This window comes from Nocardia sp. CA-084685, from assembly GCF_050955785.1.
Lineage (GTDB): Bacteria > Actinomycetota > Actinomycetes > Mycobacteriales > Mycobacteriaceae > Nocardia.
Genome location: NZ_CP192094.1, coordinates 2,375,896 through 2,392,670, shown reverse-complemented (window position 1 = coordinate 2,392,670; position 16,775 = coordinate 2,375,896). Strand labels below are relative to the sequence as shown.

General features: G+C 63.4%; 18 protein-coding genes. 4 read left to right on the top strand and 14 right to left on the bottom strand.

What is annotated here, in order from left to right; translation table 11 throughout:
- Positions 1-33: 33 nt before the first annotated feature.
- The 7 genes from ACQP2U_RS10760 to ACQP2U_RS10730 form a co-directional block, all read right to left on the bottom strand.
- Entirely contained in the window at positions 34-1,296 is a 1,263-nt protein-coding gene (locus ACQP2U_RS10760; protein WP_433714541.1) for a cytochrome P450, read from the bottom strand.
- 489 nt (positions 1,297-1,785) lie between these two features.
- Positions 1,786-2,133, bottom strand: a complete 348-nt coding sequence (locus ACQP2U_RS10755; RefSeq protein ID WP_433714540.1) for a hypothetical protein — start codon at positions 2,131-2,133, stop codon at positions 1,786-1,788.
- Between the two features lie 274 nt (positions 2,134-2,407).
- Complete coding sequence (cyaB, locus tag ACQP2U_RS10750; protein ID WP_433714539.1) at positions 2,408-2,974, bottom strand: class IV adenylate cyclase; 567 nt, start codon at positions 2,972-2,974, stop codon at positions 2,408-2,410.
- Between the two features lie 8 nt (positions 2,975-2,982).
- Complete coding sequence (locus ACQP2U_RS10745; RefSeq protein WP_433714538.1) at positions 2,983-4,362, bottom strand: hypothetical protein; 1,380 nt, start codon at positions 4,360-4,362, stop codon at positions 2,983-2,985.
- Positions 4,363-4,413: 51 nt separating this feature from the next.
- The gene (locus ACQP2U_RS10740; RefSeq protein ID WP_433714537.1) at positions 4,414-4,632 is read right to left on the bottom strand and encodes a hypothetical protein; all 219 of its coding nucleotides are present in this window, start codon (positions 4,630-4,632) and stop codon (positions 4,414-4,416) included.
- Entirely contained in the window at positions 4,629-4,961 is a 333-nt protein-coding gene (locus ACQP2U_RS10735) for a hypothetical protein (RefSeq protein WP_433714536.1), read from the bottom strand. Before ACQP2U_RS10735 ends, ACQP2U_RS10740 begins: the two co-directional genes overlap by 4 nt.
- Before the next feature lie 749 nt (positions 4,962-5,710).
- Positions 5,711-5,887: a hypothetical protein gene (locus tag ACQP2U_RS10730; RefSeq protein WP_433714535.1), complete on the bottom strand. Its 177-nt coding sequence runs from the start codon at positions 5,885-5,887 to the stop codon at positions 5,711-5,713.
- Positions 5,888-6,281: 394 nt separating this feature from the next.
- On the opposite strand from ACQP2U_RS10730, the gene ACQP2U_RS10725 reads away from it, so the two are divergent.
- The 4 genes from ACQP2U_RS10725 (at position 6,282) to ACQP2U_RS10710 (ending at position 10,240) form a co-directional block, all read left to right on the top strand.
- Positions 6,282-7,559, top strand: coding sequence for a hypothetical protein (locus tag ACQP2U_RS10725; protein WP_433714534.1), 1,278 nt, complete (start codon positions 6,282-6,284; stop codon positions 7,557-7,559).
- Positions 7,556-8,113, top strand: a complete 558-nt coding sequence (locus ACQP2U_RS10720) for a GNAT family N-acetyltransferase (protein WP_433714533.1) — start codon at positions 7,556-7,558, stop codon at positions 8,111-8,113. Before ACQP2U_RS10725 ends, ACQP2U_RS10720 begins: the two co-directional genes overlap by 4 nt.
- A gap of 278 nt (positions 8,114-8,391) precedes the next feature.
- Complete coding sequence (locus tag ACQP2U_RS10715; RefSeq protein ID WP_433716420.1) at positions 8,392-8,733, top strand: hypothetical protein; 342 nt, start codon at positions 8,392-8,394, stop codon at positions 8,731-8,733.
- Between the two features lie 619 nt (positions 8,734-9,352).
- Positions 9,353-10,240, top strand: a complete 888-nt coding sequence (locus tag ACQP2U_RS10710) for an MHYT domain-containing protein (protein WP_433714532.1) — start codon at positions 9,353-9,355, stop codon at positions 10,238-10,240.
- A 7-nt stretch (positions 10,241-10,247) separates the two neighbouring features.
- Here the strand turns inward: ACQP2U_RS10710 and ACQP2U_RS10705 are convergent, their stop codons facing one another.
- From ACQP2U_RS10705 to ACQP2U_RS10675, 7 genes are all read right to left on the bottom strand, one after another.
- Positions 10,248-10,985, bottom strand: a complete 738-nt coding sequence (locus ACQP2U_RS10705) for a glutamine amidotransferase (protein ID WP_433714531.1) — start codon at positions 10,983-10,985, stop codon at positions 10,248-10,250.
- Between the two features lie 25 nt (positions 10,986-11,010).
- Positions 11,011-11,775 carry an ectoine/hydroxyectoine ABC transporter ATP-binding protein EhuA gene (gene ehuA, locus ACQP2U_RS10700; protein WP_433716418.1) on the bottom strand — a complete coding sequence of 255 codons (765 nt, stop codon included), beginning with the start codon at positions 11,773-11,775 and terminating at the stop codon, positions 11,011-11,013.
- Between the two features lie 4 nt (positions 11,776-11,779).
- On the bottom strand, positions 11,780-12,448 hold the full coding sequence (gene ehuD / locus ACQP2U_RS10695) for an ectoine/hydroxyectoine ABC transporter permease subunit EhuD (protein ID WP_433714530.1): 669 nt from the start codon (positions 12,446-12,448) through the stop codon (positions 11,780-11,782).
- The gene (locus ACQP2U_RS10690; protein ID WP_433714529.1) at positions 12,448-13,173 is read right to left on the bottom strand and encodes an amino acid ABC transporter permease; all 726 of its coding nucleotides are present in this window, start codon (positions 13,171-13,173) and stop codon (positions 12,448-12,450) included. Before ACQP2U_RS10690 ends, ehuD begins: the two co-directional genes overlap by 1 nt.
- 4 nt (positions 13,174-13,177) lie before the next feature.
- Positions 13,178-14,065 carry an ectoine/hydroxyectoine ABC transporter substrate-binding protein EhuB gene (ehuB, locus tag ACQP2U_RS10685; RefSeq protein WP_397032848.1) on the bottom strand — a complete coding sequence of 296 codons (888 nt, stop codon included), beginning with the start codon at positions 14,063-14,065 and terminating at the stop codon, positions 13,178-13,180.
- A gap of 98 nt (positions 14,066-14,163) precedes the next feature.
- Positions 14,164-15,288: a tartrate dehydrogenase gene (locus ACQP2U_RS10680; RefSeq protein ID WP_433714528.1), complete on the bottom strand. Its 1,125-nt coding sequence runs from the start codon at positions 15,286-15,288 to the stop codon at positions 14,164-14,166.
- Entirely contained in the window at positions 15,285-16,757 is a 1,473-nt protein-coding gene (locus ACQP2U_RS10675) for an NAD-dependent succinate-semialdehyde dehydrogenase (RefSeq protein WP_433714527.1), read from the bottom strand. Before ACQP2U_RS10675 ends, ACQP2U_RS10680 begins: the two co-directional genes overlap by 4 nt.
- Between the last annotated feature and the right edge of the window lie 18 nt (positions 16,758-16,775).

Below are 16,775 nucleotides of genomic sequence, written 5' to 3'. Positions count from 1 at the left end.
ACTGAAGTTTCGGCGAGTTCACAGACGCGCTGCTTAGAAGACGGGCAGCGGAGGGGACTTGGGGAAGACGACCGGCAGTGCCGCAAGTGCCCGGTGGAATGGTCCGGGCCGCCACGTCAATTCGTCCGCGGGCACGGCCAGTTCCATTTCGGGAAGCGCGTCGAGCAGCTGATCGATGGCGTCCTGAACGACGAGGTAGGCAACGGATCTCGCGGGGCAGGCGTGCGGCCCGGCGCCCCAGGCCAGATGCGAGCGGTTGCCGGTGCGATCGCCGCCGCGGATCGCCGGATCGTTATTGCAGCCCGAAAAGCTGATCACTACCGGCTGATGGGCGGGCAGCCAGGTGTTGTCGATGAGGATCGGCTGGCGCGGGTAGGTGATGCTGAAGTTGGCCATCGGCGGGTCGTTGAACAGCACCTCGTCGAGCGCGTCGCGGGTCGAGAGGCTACCGCCGAGCATCTCACCACCGAACCGGTCGTCGGTGAGCATCAGCAGCAAGGTGTTGGTGATCAGATTCTGCATCGGTTCGATGCCCGCACCGTAGAAGCTGATCAGCTGGCATAGCATTTCGGTGTCGTCCAGCTTGGACGGGTGGTGGGCCATTCGCGAGGTGACGTCGTCACCGGGCTCGGCCCTGCGTAGCTGCACCAACTCCAGCAGCGCCTCGCTGAGCATCGCCATACCGGCGGCCGCCTCGATGGTGTCGAAGAGCATCGCCATACCGGTCGCGACCCGCTGCCCCACTTCGGTTGGGCAGCCGACCATCTGGTTGATGACCTCGAAGACAACCGGCAGCGCGTACTGGGTGACCAGGTCGACCTCGCCTGCCTCGCAGAAGCTGTTGATCACCGGGATGGCGATCTTCTCGACCGTCGAATGCAGTTCGTGCAGATCGATTCCGTCGATGCTGACGGAATAGGCCTGCCGGTAGCGGGCATGCGCCGCACCGGTATTGCGCAGTGCGTTCGGGTACCACATCATCATCGGCTTGATCGGCGAGTCGTCGGGAATCGTCTGCTCCCAATGCCGCGGATCCGCCGGAAAGTGTTCCGGATCATTGAGGATTCGCACCGCGGTCTGATACCCGACCACCAGGGTGGCGGGCACACCCGGCGCCAACTCCATCGGCACCAGCGACCCGTACTGGCTGCGTGCCTCCCGATAGGCCCGATGCGGATCGGCCGCGAACTCCGCAGTATGCAACAACACTCGGGGTTCGCCGGGGTCGAGTGGTGAGCCGTGCCCGGCGGGGCATACTCCGGTCGCGGTGGCGCGGGTTGACGATGGCGTGGTCAAAGGCGTGACTCCAGACGTTGGATCAGCAAGGCGGCCAGGATCAATGGAAGCACCGCGGCGATAACACAGCCTGCGGCCACAGCATTCAGTTCAGCCCTCCTTGCGACGCCGACCGTATGTGACCCCGGCCATGAGGTCCGCGTCGAGAACTCGAACCCTGGCGAGGCAACCACAGCCGACTGCGGTCACCCCACAGTCCCTGCAGGACAGGCGATTTCGACGCACAATCACCGGACGCCCTACCAGCCGTCGAGAACTCGACGACTCGCCCACGTTATCAGCATCCGGAAGAACTCTCTCCAGATCCGTCCGCAACGCTCGCACGCCTTGCATAAACCGTCAGCTACCGGCAAATATGTTGAGCTGCTATGGCTCTCGTCGCTCATCGAAGCGCGGCGAACAGTCGTTCCACACTCGCTAGGGCAATTGCACACCGGCTGTACCGGATGTGCAGCTGGTGCGTATCCGAAACATGCTGCTCGGGGCCGCTCAGTCGGCGCTGGGAAGTTTCGCTCGCCTCGCGGGCTGGCGGACCGCGGTTTCGACGAGTTCGGTGAGGTGGGTTGCGGGGACGGGGATGCCGGGGGTTCGTCGGGTCCACTGGAGAAAGGCGTCGACATCCATCGCTGGGATTTCGCCGAGGTAGGGGCGGATATATGCCGGGGTGTTCGGTTCGGTGCGCCAACTGTCGGTCAGCGGACCGATATCCACCACGTCATGGCCGAGAAGGTGCAGAAGGTGGGTGGCCTCGGCTTTGGCTGCCACGTTGTCGCCTGCGATGGGCAGGGCGCTGCGGCGCGAGATCATGTCGGTCCGGCGCGGCTCACCATCGTCCACAGCTCATGCAATGAGGAGTGCAGAGGTGGTATGACTCGATGGGGTCACATGTCGGTTACGCACTCCTTAATGCGGAGGTTGCACCCAGATCCGGCGACGCACCCCGGCAGGCACCTCCGGGGCAGGGCTCCAGATTGGGAGAACCAAATCCGGCACGGCGAACTGCCACATGCTAAGAACCTGGGTATCCAAGGGCGCTGGACTGACACCGGGGGTCTGCCGTTCCCGCACTCGCGGAGAGGGTGCGTGTGCGGGAGATCTCGCCGGGTTGCGGTCAGTGGGCGGCGGCCATGACCAGATCACGGTAGGGCAGGCCGACGACCAAGTAATCGGCTATGCCCAGTTCGGTTTCGACCTCTTGGAGATGGATGGTTGCGGCGTCGGTGTCTGCGGCGGTGACTTCGGTTTCGACGAAGGTTCCGGCGTGGGTGACGGTGTCGATAGCGACGATGATGTCGTCGTGTTCGGGGTGTTCGTAGATGGTGCGAGTTTTCTCGACGCGGACGAGTTCGACCATGCCGATTGCGGCGAGCAGTTGGTTTGCCGCCGAGGCTTGGTCGGGACCACTGAGGGTTACGTTGGTTTCGCGTTTGGCGATCACGTCGGCGTTGCTGTGGGTGCTGGCATTTGACGGTGGCTTGTAAGTGATTTCGGCGAACCCGTCTCTCTGTCGAACGCGGAGGCACTCAACCGTTTTCATGTAGTCGACGTCGGGGCGGCTGTAGTAGGTGTCGACTTCGGTGAGGTGTCCGGCCTCGCGGTAGCCGAGTTCGGTGAGCCGCTGGCGGAGGGTACTGGGGTCGGGGAGTTCGCGTTTACGCTCGACCTCGATCAAGTGCATGGGTTGGATCATCCTCTCGTGTGGATGGCGGTGTGGACGCGGGCAAGGCTGGGTTTGGAGCAATGTTGGCGGATGGTTCCGAGTGCCTGCTGTAGGGCGTCGGAGTCGGTGACGGGGATGTTCTGGAACAACACCATCTGCTTGGCGTCGCTGAGTGCGTTGGCGAGGTTCTTGCCGAGGAACCGGTTGTAGTAGTGGCGTTCTCGGACGAAGACATCGGTGGGGTGGACCGGCATGAGAACGGACGGCATGCCCGTGTCGGTCTCGGCGGAGTGGGCGGCGAATGCCGTCAGTAGCTCGTCGGCGGTGAGGTAGGCGTAGGTTTCGCGGCCTTCGCGCTCGAGCCAGCTACTCCAGATCTGGCCGCAGTCGTTGTTGCCGCGTTCGACGGCTGCGAGGAACAGGTTCAGCGCGACATCGGTGACAGCGTCGAAGATGTCACCGTCGATCACGTGATGGTCGCCGTAGGTTTCGCTGACCGCCTGGATGTTGGCGCGGTCGTTGGTCGACATCCACGCGCTGTCGGTGAATGCGAAGTGCACGCGCTTGTGACCTGTGCGGAAATCTATCCAGTCCCCCGAGAGTTGGCCGTCGAGTATGGGTGTGAATCCCAATATGCCGGAACGCCATACGTGGTCGCGCAGGGTGATGTAGTGGCGTTGTGCTTCACGGAACAGCCCGATCGGGGCGTGGATGACGGCGCAGACGTGCGGGTCGAGTTCCGGGGCGGTGACGATGCGGGAGTTCTGGCGGACGATGACCTCGTCGTCGTGGTGGTGGTAGGGGTGGGTGCCGTGGTGGAGGTAGTGCGGCAGGAACAGGCGCAGGAACTGCAACCATGATGGGGCACTGTAGGACTGGACCGCGGGCTCGTGCAGGGAGGGCGCGTCGACGGCGTACACGTCGCGGTAGACGAAAAACCCATAGGGTTTCAGCACACTCGGGAAGGTCCGGATCATCGTGTGCAGGCCGCTGTAGGCACCGCCGTAGGAGTAGACCTCGTGCAGCAGCGCCGACGCGCTGATGACATCGACGGGTTCATTGACCAACGTCGCGATGTCTTGCGCCCACCCGCGTATCAGTGCGCATGTGCCGACAGTATTGAAACGGTCAATGGCCTGGGTGAGAGTGTGCGACGTTATGCCAGGTGCCTCGATGAGGGTGAGACGAACATCGCGGGGCGCGGCCTCGAGTTGGGATGCCAGGAACGTGACGGCCGCGCCGCCACCGGGGCCGATCTCGACGACGTGCGGGTCGGCATCGGCAATCCGAGCAAGGGCGCGTTGAACGAGTAGCCCCTTCTCCTGGCCGTGGTCGTTGGCGGCCAAGTCGAGGTAGGTTGCTTCGGATTTCTGTTGGTGGGCAAAGGAATTCGATGTACCGATCATTGCGCACCGCTGGCCTTTGGTCGGGGAGTGGGTCGGTCGAGGTGAGGGCGGCTACGGCTCGAGATAGAGGCGTTCATTGGGCAACCTAGATAGTCCAGCGGTGTCGCCAGGGATGACTTGCACCGCATCTGGGTAGTGGTGGGCGCGGAAGTCCTGAATGAACAGGAGTGCGGCGGTGAGGCAGGCGGCGAAGTCGAACCGTGCACCATGCAGGTACACGCTCAGATGAACGTCTGGATCGTCCGGTAGCGGGGAAGCCTGTTCACTCATGACGTCTCCCGCAATCGGTCGGTGCTGGTGCAGACCACGAACTTGGTTGGCGTGATCAGGTCGCACGCCAGAGCGATAGCCCGGACGCGGCTGCTGAAGTGGGCCATGCTCGGCGCGATAACCGCTGCCGCTCCCTTGCCGCGTGCCGTCCCGACAATGAGGGCTGTCGGCATGAACGTGTCGTCACCGATGGTGACCAGTCCAGTCAGGGCGTAGCCGCGGCGCTGTGCCAACTCGGTGATCACTCGTTCGTCCCGCAACGAATGCGGGCCACTGACATCAAGCGATAGAACACCAATTGCCTTGGGAGCAAATGTATTTGTGTTCATGGCTGCTCCTGCATCGGCGGAACTGGTGTGGAGTCATCGGGCATGAAGGCGTCAACGTCATTCACAACCCGAACTCCGATCCATGGACACGGCAACGGTGACAGCATGTCCGTGATGCCGTAATGGTCGCCGATCTTCCCGTCGACCAGCGGGGCCATGGTCATGCAGAACCGGGACGGACACTGCACTGACTCCAAGTCACCGGTCTTGCCGTTGAAGCTCCCAATCCCGCACATCGAGAGTTTGATCCATGGCCCGCAATCACATTCAGACATGTGCAGCCCACCTCTGTACGGGCCGATACCGGCCTGAGCACGCCCGGATCGCATCGACCACCACAAGCCCGGAGGGCCGGAACGTGCAGCAGGGCGGTTCAATCCAGCGTCGGAACTGTGTGCCTTGGTCGGCGGGCGACGGTAACGCCACGGTGCCACCCGCTCGTATTACCTGGACATCGAGGCGGTACATCTCGGCGAACAAGCGCACGTCATCCGGGATATCCGGGCGAACCAAGTAGGTCCACCTGTTCTGGCGTGGATGAGAGCACACCGGGCCGAGGTTCGAACCACGCTGCTGCATATGGGTTTTCACGGACTGGCCAAGGTGGGCGGGCATGGTCAGCGCCCCCACATGTTCGACCTTCATGACGATTCGGCCGAGTTGAGGCGGGTCGATGTTCGCGGGCAGATCACACACCCGCCGGTAAAAGGAGCAGCGGGACACGGGAGTGTCGCCGAAAGGTATGTGGTTCATGGGGTTACAGCCTCTTGGTCGCGTTGCTCGGCACGATTCGGCGCGGTCGTATCCCACTCGCGTAGGGCGTCTGCGAAACGCTCGACCACGTCGGCGGGGAAGTCGACAGCAACGAGGGCGGGCGGACCGACGAGCGGTGTCCGGCGCGGTAGTTGTTGTTCCGGGTTCAACATCGTGACCCTTTCGCGTTCGCTTCCTTGCGCAATTCGATTCATGTGCACTCGACGCTGGAGGCTTTCGGCACTGCCATCGATGCTGCCGGGTCCAGGTGCCGGGACGAGGGTCCGGTATCGCTCGGCGTCGAGTGCTCTGTCAGACTCCGCCCTGGCGCGATGGTCTGGGAACGCCGGGAAGGGGGAGGTTTGAGGGAGATTCGAGGGAGAGCGCACGAGTTCGCGGTGGTCGCGCGGTCAAGGTGGAATGATTCGACGATGTTGCCGAACGAGGGGACGGCGAGACGTGTCCGAACCGAATCACCAGCTGAGCGCCGCGCGGACTCGGATCCGCTCCGCGACGACCGGGCATCCACTGAACCGGGCAGAACTCGCGGACGCGGTGAATGCGTGGGTGTATCGCCAGACCGGACGGGTGATCCAGCTCTCCGGCAATTACGTGGGCAAGCTGGAACGCGGTGTCTTCCGCTGGCCGAATGCTGATTTCCGCGCGGGGCTGCGGGCAGTCCCGGGCGTCGCGACGGATGCTGAACTCGGTTTTCGGCCCGCCGAGCGCGGCAGCGGCGTGGTTAGCATGGGGGCAGATACGAATGACCCGTCGATGTTCCTGCCGAGCGCAGGGAAAGAGGTTGATGACGTGCTCCGCCGGACCTTCCTACTCAGCGCGTCAGCTGCTGGCGTGGGCGCGGTGCTCGGCTTGGAATCGGCGCGGCATGGACTCAACCGCGCGATGTCGGATGGGGTGTCGGTTGATCTGGACGACTGGCGTGAGGTGGTACGCGAATACGGATCCGCATACGTCACGCACACTGCGGCCGAACTGCACGAAATGCTCTTGGTAGATGTGCTGGGCCTCCAGATGGCGCTGAGCATGTCAGCGGGTGACGGAGCGCGGCGGGAGTTGTATAAAATCGGCGCGTTGCTGAGTCAGTACATGGCGCAAGCGATCGGTGACTGTGGACAGCGGCGTGAGGCCATGCGCTGGTGGCGTACCGCGCGCAAGGCAGCTGACCTTTCAGGAGACCTGCACGCGATGGCATACGTCCGGGGTCGCAAGGCAATCCGCGCCATCTACGACGGCGAGTCCCCGCACGTCATCATCGAGAACATCGCAGAAGCTGACCATCTCATTGCCAACGGTCCAATTATCGGGCGGCCGAGTCTGCTCGCTGCTCGCGCGCAGTCGCACGCACTACTCGGCAACGCTGACGATGCCGAGGTGTCGTTGACTGCGTTACGGGAGACGTTTGCCGAGTTGCCAACCACAGTGGCGAACGATCACGGCTGGCACTGCTGGGCTTATCCTGAGGAACGAGTCAGGTTCGCGGAAAGCTTCGTGTACTCCCATCTCGGTGAGACCGAAAAGGCCGAGAAAGCACAGTCAGCGGCACTAGCCCTGTACCCGCCGAATAGTCGTCGCGGACCTGTGCAGATTGAGTTGCAGCGCGCGCTATGTCAGGTGCGTAGCGGCGACCCGAGCGCGGGAACGGCTTACGCGACAACCACTTTGGATGAACTCCCGATGGAGCACCGTACGCGTTTCGTCATGGGTTTGGGAGAGCAGGTGCTTGCCGCCGTGCCACCTGACCAACGGCGCATACCCACAGCACGCGAGCTCTATGAACTCCTGCGTGACGATGCGTTCAATGCACAGCGGGCAATCGAACAATGAAGGACGACGCCGCTAATGGCCGGTTGAGTACTGAGCGACACGACGCTGCCGCGACGATGGCACTGGCTGACGAACTCAAGGCGGTGTATCTCGCCTCACACCGCGACCAGCAAGCCGACCCGTGGTACAGCCCGGCGAAGTTCTGGGAGCGGTTGGAAGAACTGTACGCACCCATCCCAAGTTTCGAGCTTGTCGCCGGACGAGTTGGCGGCCGGATGGTCGGTTACGCATTCGGTAGCCTATACGGCCGACCACAAGCGGTCTGGGACAAGGCCCTACGCGTTTACCCCGAACTCGCGCATGAAACATCTGGGCCGGTGTACATCTTCCGAGAGTTCGCCGTTCACCCCGACTATCAGGGACATGGATATGCACGAATCATCCACGATGCGTTGTTATCCGGACGCCCGGAGCCGTTGGCCTATCTACTCGTCCGGGTCGGCAATCCAGCTAAAGCCGCGTACGAGTCCTGGGGCTGGCGAGTGATCGGGCAAGACCAGCCGTTTCCCGATTCTCCAATGATGGACGAGATGGCAAAGACGAGTTCCGTCTGACAGCGTGAAGCCACCACGGCCGCCCAAGCAGACCCGGTGTCGCGCACTTACGGCGCGATCACCCAATTCGCCACGGCGGCAAGGACATGGACGCCAGGCATAGGGTTGTCGAGTGGACGACCGAACCGAGCTCAGCGGATTCCTCAAATCGCGCCGAGTTCGCCTGCGCCCGCAGGACGCCGGGCTGCGCGATCACGGCGGAGCACGCCGAGTCGCAGGGCTGCGGCGCGAAGAGTTGGCCCAGATCGCGGGGGTGAGCATCGTTCACCGAGCCGCACCTGCTCGAACTGCTCGGCACCGGTTGGGATCAGGCGGCACTCGCCCAGGTGGCGCATCTGCGCGTGCTGCTCGGACGCTATCGCGGACACTCCGAACTCGCGGCGCATATCGACACGATGCGCGAGCTGAGCCCGGAGTTCGCACGAATGTGGGCCGAGCGCTCGGTCGCGCAGATCCGGAGCCGGACTTACGCGCTGCACCACCCGCTCGTCGGCGAGCTGACGCTGCACGGCGAACTCATCGCCCTCCCCGACGCGCCGTCGTGCTGCGGCCTGGACCTATTCGCCGCCGAGCCGGGTTCGGCATCCGAACAGGCGCTGCGGGAACTCGGCAGTCCGTAGCCCGGCTCGGTTGGTTCGTCGGGCATGAGATCGCGGCCCGGCTGCCCGACGAGCGAGCCGGTGCAGCTTCGACAACACCCCGGCGGTGCAAACAGCTCGCGCCGCCCGACGCTCACCTCGGGTGAGGAGCACCAGAGATTCGGCCCGCACGCGCTCAGCGCCCGTCGGGCTGCCGCGCTGCGCGGCAGCCCGACGGGCGCGCTCGGCGTCACCAACGTCGACCCGGAACGTTGGCCGACTAGGCGTCGAACGCGGTCGAGGCTATGCGTATTCGAACGGTGCAACGGCCGCCGACACCTGATCACACCCTCCGAATCGCGCGGCGCGGCGCCCGGCTCCCAGAACCGAACGCTGGCCGATTGCTCCGCTGCGGCTCAGCAGGAAACCATGCGTTAGCTGTGAATCCGAGACCGCGACTGGCCATGAGCGGCCGACCTGGCTATTGTCAGCGCCTGGCGGAAATGCCAGTGTAAATTTCCGCAGATCGTGAGGTTCCACCCGATGTTCATTGGTTTACTGCCGTTGCGCTCGACAGGTAGCTGTTCGCCGCCGATCGATAGCGGGTCGCCCCTACCGACCAGCATTCGGCCATGGCACAACTGGTGAACGCGGAGTACACATGCTAGAGCTCGATCATTTCAGCCACGGCTGGTTGACCCCGGTCATGGCCTACCTGGTGTCCTTTATCGGATCCGCGCTCGCCCTGCGCTGTGTGGTGCACGCTCGGTCTTCCGATTGGCCGGCCGGATGGCTCGCCACCGCCGCCGTCTCCCTCGGCGGCGCGGGCATCTGGGTCATGCACTTCACCGCCATGCTCGGCTTCTCCATCCATGGCGCCACGATTCGCTACGACGTGCCGATGACGCTGCTCAGCGCGGTCATCGCGATCTTGGTCGTCTGGGTCGGGCTATCCATCGTGGTCCGCGGTCGGAACGAATTCGTGGCACTGCCGATTGGCGGCGCGGTCACCGGCATCGGCGTGGCCGCCATGCACTACCTGGGCATGTACGCGATGAAAACCAATGCCCATGTCGAATACGACCGCAAAACAGTCGTGGTGTCGGTGGTAATCGCGGTGGTCGCGGCCACGGCCGCACTGTGGTTCATGCAGCATGTTCGCGGTCTGTTCGCCACCATCGGCGCCGCGCTGATCATGGGTGTCGCGGTGTGCGGAATGCACTACGTCGGGATGACCTCGATGCGTGCCAGCCATGCCGACCACCAGATCGGCGGCGGCATCGATCCGCTCCAACTCGTGACACCGCTGATCGTGACCGTCACGCTGGTCATGATGATGCTGATGGTGGTTGTCGGACTCGCCGAGATCGACGAGCGCAGCACCCGCGAAGCGCTGCCCGTCCGGCGCGAACCACGCGGACCATCGGCGACGACAACCGGAGCCTGGCCGGTAATCACCGACGTACGCCACGAATCCCCGAGCTGGGGGCTGCGTAGCAGTTCGCAGACCGAACACCGAAATCGCCATCGCCTCGACTCCGATCGGTAATCGGTTCCTACCCTCGGCAATAACGCGCGATGAACCGGTTCAGAATCACACTGGGCACCGTGATCGATTCGCGATGACCGAGTTCGATCAGGTCATCGGCCTCATCCGGCTCGAAATAGCCCGCATGCCGGTAGACCTCGATGCGCAACGCCAGTCCATCGCTGTCCAGTTCGGGATGGAATTGGGTCGCGTACACGTGCTGACCGACGCGAATCATCTGCACCGGACAATCGGTCGATCCGGCCAGCAGCACCGCACCGGGCGGCACATCCTGACAGGCTTCCTTATGGCCGACGAACGCTCGAAACGTTCGTGGAACACCCACTAGCAGCGGGTCCGCGCGGCCGTGCTCGGTCACATCGATGGTCTGCGCGCCGACCGGTTCGCTGTATTGCTGGACGCTCACCTCGCCACCGAGTACGTCCGCGAGGATGCCCAATCCGTAGCAGGCGCCCAGATACGGAAAATCCCGGCCGATGATCTCGGTCATCAGCTTCTTCAGCTTGGGTTCGAATGTCCGCTGGTATCCGTATTTCTCGGCGTCCGGGCTGCTGACATTGCTCGGCCCGCCGCCGACGATGACCGCCGAGTAATCGTCGAGGTCGATATCCGGGAATTCCTGATCCATCTGCACCCGGACCGTGTCACCCACATCTAGGTCGGCCATGCGCAGGACGGCGCGGTATTCGTCATCCGCGGCGGGGCGCTCCGGCCGCAACTGCAGGACTAGACACGGCTTGGTCATGCTTCAGATTGTGGAAGATCGGCGGTCAGTTTTCATCCAAGACCGCCTTTAAGAATTCACGAGTCCGATCATGACGGGGATCGGTGAAGATCTGTTCCGGATCACCGTCCTCGAGCACCCGTCCGGCGTCGAACATCATTACGCGATCGGAAACCTTTCGGGCGAACTGCATTTCGTGGGTGACGCACAGGAACGTGATCTCGGTATCGGCCGCGATATCGGCCAGCAGATGCAGTACGCCGGTCACCAGCTCCGGGTCGAGCGCCGAGGTCACCTCGTCGAGCAGCAGCACTTCCGGTTCCATGGCCAGGGCCCTGGCAATGGCGACTCGCTGCTGCTGGCCGCCGGAAAGATGGGCCGGACGAGCGTTGATTTTGTCGGTGAGCCCGACTAGTTCGAGCAGCTTTCGCGCCCGCTCCTCGGCGGCGTCCTTGGATTGGCCGAGACCGCGGATCGGCCCCTCGGTGACATTGCGCAGGACCGTCATATTCGGGAACAGATTGAACTGCTGGAACACCATGCCGATCTTGCGTCGCATCCGACGAAGGTGCGCGGGACCGGCGGGCACCAGTGTGTCGCCGCGTCGCTGATGGCTGAGCAACTCGCCGCCGACCTCGATGGTGCCCGCGTCTATCCGTTCCAGCCCCATGAGCAGCCGCAAAATGGTGGTCTTGCCGGAACCGGATGGCCCGATCAAGGTGACGAATTCACCTGGTGCGATGGCGAAATCGAGTTCGTCCAGGCAGACCGTGGCACCGTAGCGCTTTTCCACACCGGCGAACCGGATCATCGGTTCAGACACGTCGTTCCAACTTTCGTACCAGGATCGAGCACGGATAGCTCAGCGCGAGGAAGGTCAGACCGGCCGCGAGCCAGGCCTCGGGTCCCGCACCACCGGTATCGGCCGCGTATTCGGTTTTGACCTGATAGACCATGTCGAGAATGACGATCGAGGACAGCAGCGGCACCTCTTTGAACATCGCGATCGTGTAATTGCCCAGCGCTGGCAGCACGCGCGGTACCGCCTGCGGCAGAATCACATCGACCCAGGTTCGCGTGCGCGGCAGATTCAACGCCGTGGCCGCCTCCCACTGCGCCACGGGTACCGCGTCGATGCCCGCGCGGAACACCTCCGAGGTGTAGCAGGCGTAGTGGACGCCGAGTGCGGCAACGCCGACGATCAGACGTTGCGTGTCGATGGAAAACCCACTGAGTAGATCCGGGCGCACCACCCAGTAGAGAAAGAAAATCTGGACCAAAAGCGGTGTACTGCGGATGAATTCGATGAATGCCCAGAGCAGCTGATCGACCACCGGGATCCGCAATCGTCGAATCACCGCGAAGATCAGACCGAGCACATAGGCGACCAGCGATCCGAGCAGGGTGTACTGGATCGTGACGAGCAGCCCGTCCCAGATGAAGGGAAAGGCGTCGAAGAAGCGGTCCCACCGCCATTTCTCCATCAGACCCCCACATGTGCCGAGAGTCGAATACTCGATCGCTTCGGCCGCCGCCCCACCCGCCGGGCCGCCAACCGCTCGAGCACCCGCATGATCACCGTGATGACCACCGCGATGAGCAAGTACACGACCAGCTGGATCCCGTAGATCAGACCGAGTTCGCGAGAGAATGCGGGAACCGCGCGCAGTTCATCGGCCTTCTTGAATACCTCCGGCACTGCGATAAAGCTCAGCACCGCAGTGGCTTTCACGAGTTGGATGAACAGATTGTTGAACGACGGCAGCATCTCGACCACGGCCTGCGGTAGGACCACCCGCCACATGCGTTGCGCCGGTGAAAGATTCAGTGCGATCGCGGCCTCGACCTGTGCCTGCGGCACCGATCTGATCGCACCGCGGACGATTTCGGCACCGTAGGCGCCGTGATTGAGACCGAGCACGATGATGCCGATAACCAACAGCCCCTTCGCCGTCGCCCCCAGCGATACGCCGAAGAAGATCGGTATCGCCACCGCGAAGAAGAACAGCTGCACCACCTCCGAGCTGCCGCGGAACCCCTCCACATAGATGCGAGTGACGAACCGCACCGGCAGATACGGCGACAGCATGGCAATCCCAGCGACCAAGGACAGCACGACGGTCAGCGCGATGCCGCCGACCGCCGCCCACAGCGTGAAGGGCAGACCCTGCGCTACCCGCTCCAGGTAGGTCGAGAAATGTGACGACACGAGGTCAAGCCGTGCAGTACTGCTCGGCGGTGGCCGCCGGATCCGCCTCGTTCGCCTTGGTCAGGCCGAACGGCTCCACCAGCTTCAACCACTCCCCGCTTTCGTGCAGTGCGCGCAGCTCGCGATTGAAGTCCTCGCGGAACTTATCGTCGCCGATGCGGAAGTTGAAGGTGCCGACATCCGGCTTATTGCCGAAGCGGAAGGACGGGCCCACCGTCAGTTTCGCGTCCGGATTGTTCTTCACCAGCCATGCGGCGGTGACATCGAGCATTGCGGCGCCGTAGACGTCCTTGTTGCGCACCGCACGCAGGATATCGTCCTGTTTGGCCATCGGCTCGATGAGTTGGGATGGCACACCCGAGGATTGCGCGTAGCCGTTCTCGACCGCGCCACCCAATGTGGCGATCCGGACGTTCTCCCGGGTGATGTCCTCGAAACGGTTGATATTGCGTGGATTGCCTTCCGGCACAAGGAATGACGAACCGACCTGGTAGTCGGGAGTGGCGAATGCGGAACTCTCACATCGCTTCGGATTGATGAACATGCCCGCCGCGACGAATGCGTAGTTCTTCGCCCGAACGCCGTCGATCAGTCCGTCGAAATCGGTGACCACGCCTTCGATTTCATTGATACCGAGCCGTTTCAATACCGCGCGGGCGACGGTCGGCGCATATCCGGTCAGCTGGCCGTCCGCACCGAGGAATGCCCACGGCGCCTCATTGGCGAAACCGACCTTGATCTTGCCCGATGATTTCGCATCCTCGTAGGTCACCGCCGCCGCATCGTCGCCGCCCAATCCACAGCCGGCTACCACCACGAGGCTGGCCGCGGCGATCGCGGCGGCCACGGCGCGACGCAATCGTTTGCGCGCACCTCCGAATTCGAACTTCATGACCCCGTCCTTCCGCAGACACGCGAGTCGCCTCATGGTTGCGGATGAACTTTGCGATCGACCTGCCGAATTCTTTGCGATTACATGACGATACGGATCTATGGTTGCGCGAATATCGAACCGGTCTCCACCAATTCGGCCGCACGGCTCGCAATGGCGCTGCCGAGCTCACCGGTCGTCGCGGTGCCACCGAGATCAGGTGTGCGAATTCGACCTTCGCGCAGGACATCGCAGACGGCGCGGTCGACCGCCGCGGCGGCGGGACGTTCGCCCAAATGCTCCAACAGCATTGCTCCGGCGAGAATCTGCGCGACCGGATTCGCGATGCCCTGTCCGGCGATATCGGGCGCACTACCGTGTACCGCCTCGAACATCGATGGTGCGGTGCGCTCGGGATTGATATTGCCCGATGGTGCCAAACCGAGTCCACCGGTGACCGCGGCGGCGAGGTCGGACAGGATGTCGCCGAATAGATTCGATGCGACGATCACATCGAGCCGATCCGGATGCAACACGATTTCGGCGGCTAGTGCGTCGACATGCAGCTGCCGGGTCTGGACCTGCGGAAATTCCGTGGAAATGCGCTCGAAGATGCTGTCCCAGTACGGCATCGAGTGCAGCAGTCCATTCGATTTGGTGGCCGAGCACAGGCGCCCGTCGCGTTCGAGGGCTCGTTCGAAGGCGTAGCGGATGATCCGTTCGCAGCCGACCCGGGTGAAGATCGATTCCTGCCGGACGAATTCGTCGGTGCGGCCCGGATGGTGCATGCCGCCGATCGCGGAATATTCGCCTTCGGAATTCTCCCGCACGACCAGGATGTCCAGATCCTCGGCGGTACGGTCGCGCAAGGCCGATTCGGTGCCGGGCAGCAGTCGGACCGGGCGCAGATTCACGTACTGGCCGAAGGCGCGACGCAGGGGAATCAGCAAACCCCACAGCGAAATATGATCGGGCACACCGGGAAAGCCGACCGCGCCCAGCAAGATCGCATCGAATCCGGCCAGCTGACCGGATGCGTCGGGCGGCATCATCGCTCCGGTGCGCAGGTAATTCTCACAGGACCAGTCGAATTCGGTCCATTCGATGCCGGGCAGCACCGCATCGAGTACCGCGACGGCCTCGGCGGTGACATCGACACCGATGCCGTCGCCGGGGATGGTCGCTATCCGGTAGTTGGGCCCACCGGTCCCCCTCACGAAATCGCTTCGCGATGCTGTACTCATATCCGCACTCCGATGTATTTGGTCTCCAGGAATTCATCTATGCCGGTGAGTCCACCCTCACGGCCGAGCCCGGATTCTTTCACGCCGCCGAACGGTGCGGCGGGATTGGAGACTACTCCCTGATTCAGACCGACCATGCCGGTTTCCAGTGCCTCGCATACGCGCAGTCCACGTCGCAGATTTTCGGTGAAAACATAACCCACCAACCCGTACGGGGTGTTATTCGCGCGCGCGACGACCTCGGCTTCGGTATCGAATGCCGCGATCGCCGCGACCGGTCCGAAGATTTCGGTGTGGCACATCTCGGCGTCATCGGGTACATCGGTCAATACCGTTGCGGGATAGAAGTTTCCGAGACCCGCCAGCGCCGCGCCGCCGGTGCGCACGGTGGCCCCGCGGCCGACCGCATCGGCAACCAGACTGGTCACCTTTGCCACCGCATCGGCGTCGATCAGCGGACCGACGACGACTCCCGGCTCGGTCCCGCGCCCCATCGGCAGCGCCGCGAGCCGGTCCGCCAGCCGAGTAGCGAACTCGTCAACGACACTGCGCTGCACAAAGATTCGGTTCGCGGCAGTACACGCCTGCCCGATATTGCGCATCTTCGCCGCCAGTGCACCTTCGACCGCCTCATCGAGATCCGCATCGTCGAAGACGATGAACGGCGCATTGCCACCGAGCTCCATCGAGGTGCGCATTACCGTCCGCGCACACTGCTCGAGCAGTTGCTTTCCGACGGCGGTCGAGCCGGTGAAGGACAGCTTGCGCGAGCGGGTGTCCAGAATCATCGGCGTCATCACCGCTCCCGGGTCGGATGTGGTGATCACGTTGACCACACCCGCCGGAACACCCACTCGGTCCAGAATGTCGGCCAGCGCCAGCATCGAAAGTGGGGTCTGCTCAGCGGGCTTCACGACGCAGGTGCATCCCGCGGCAAGTGCCGGACCGATCTTGCGGGTCCCCATGGCCATTGGGAAGTTCCACGGCGTGATGAGCAGGCTGGGGCCGACCGGCTGTCTGGTCACCAGGAAGCGCGAACCACCCGCCGGTGCCGGCATATACCCGCCGTCCAGACGCACAGCCTCTTCGGCGAACCATCGGAAGAACTCTGCGGCATATGCGATTTCACCGCGCGCCTCGGCCAGCGGCTTACCCATTTCCAACGTCATGATCAGCGCGAGTCGTTCGGTATCGGCGAGCAGCGCCCGGTGCGCGTCCATGAGGATGTCACTGCGCTGTCTCGGCGTCGTTCGCGCCCACTGCGCCTGTGCCCGGTCAGCCGCGGCAAGGGCGTCCAGCCCGGCGGTCGAATCGGCGTCGGCCACCTCACACAGCGACTGGCCGGTCGCCGGATCGGTGACCGGAAGCGTCGCAGCTGTCGCGCGCCACCCGCCGTCGATGAACAGTCCAGTAGGAACCGTGTCGATCGCGGCGCGTTCGGCTGTGGTCAGGGCGGTTTCGGTGAGCATGTGGGCTCCTTTTCTTCC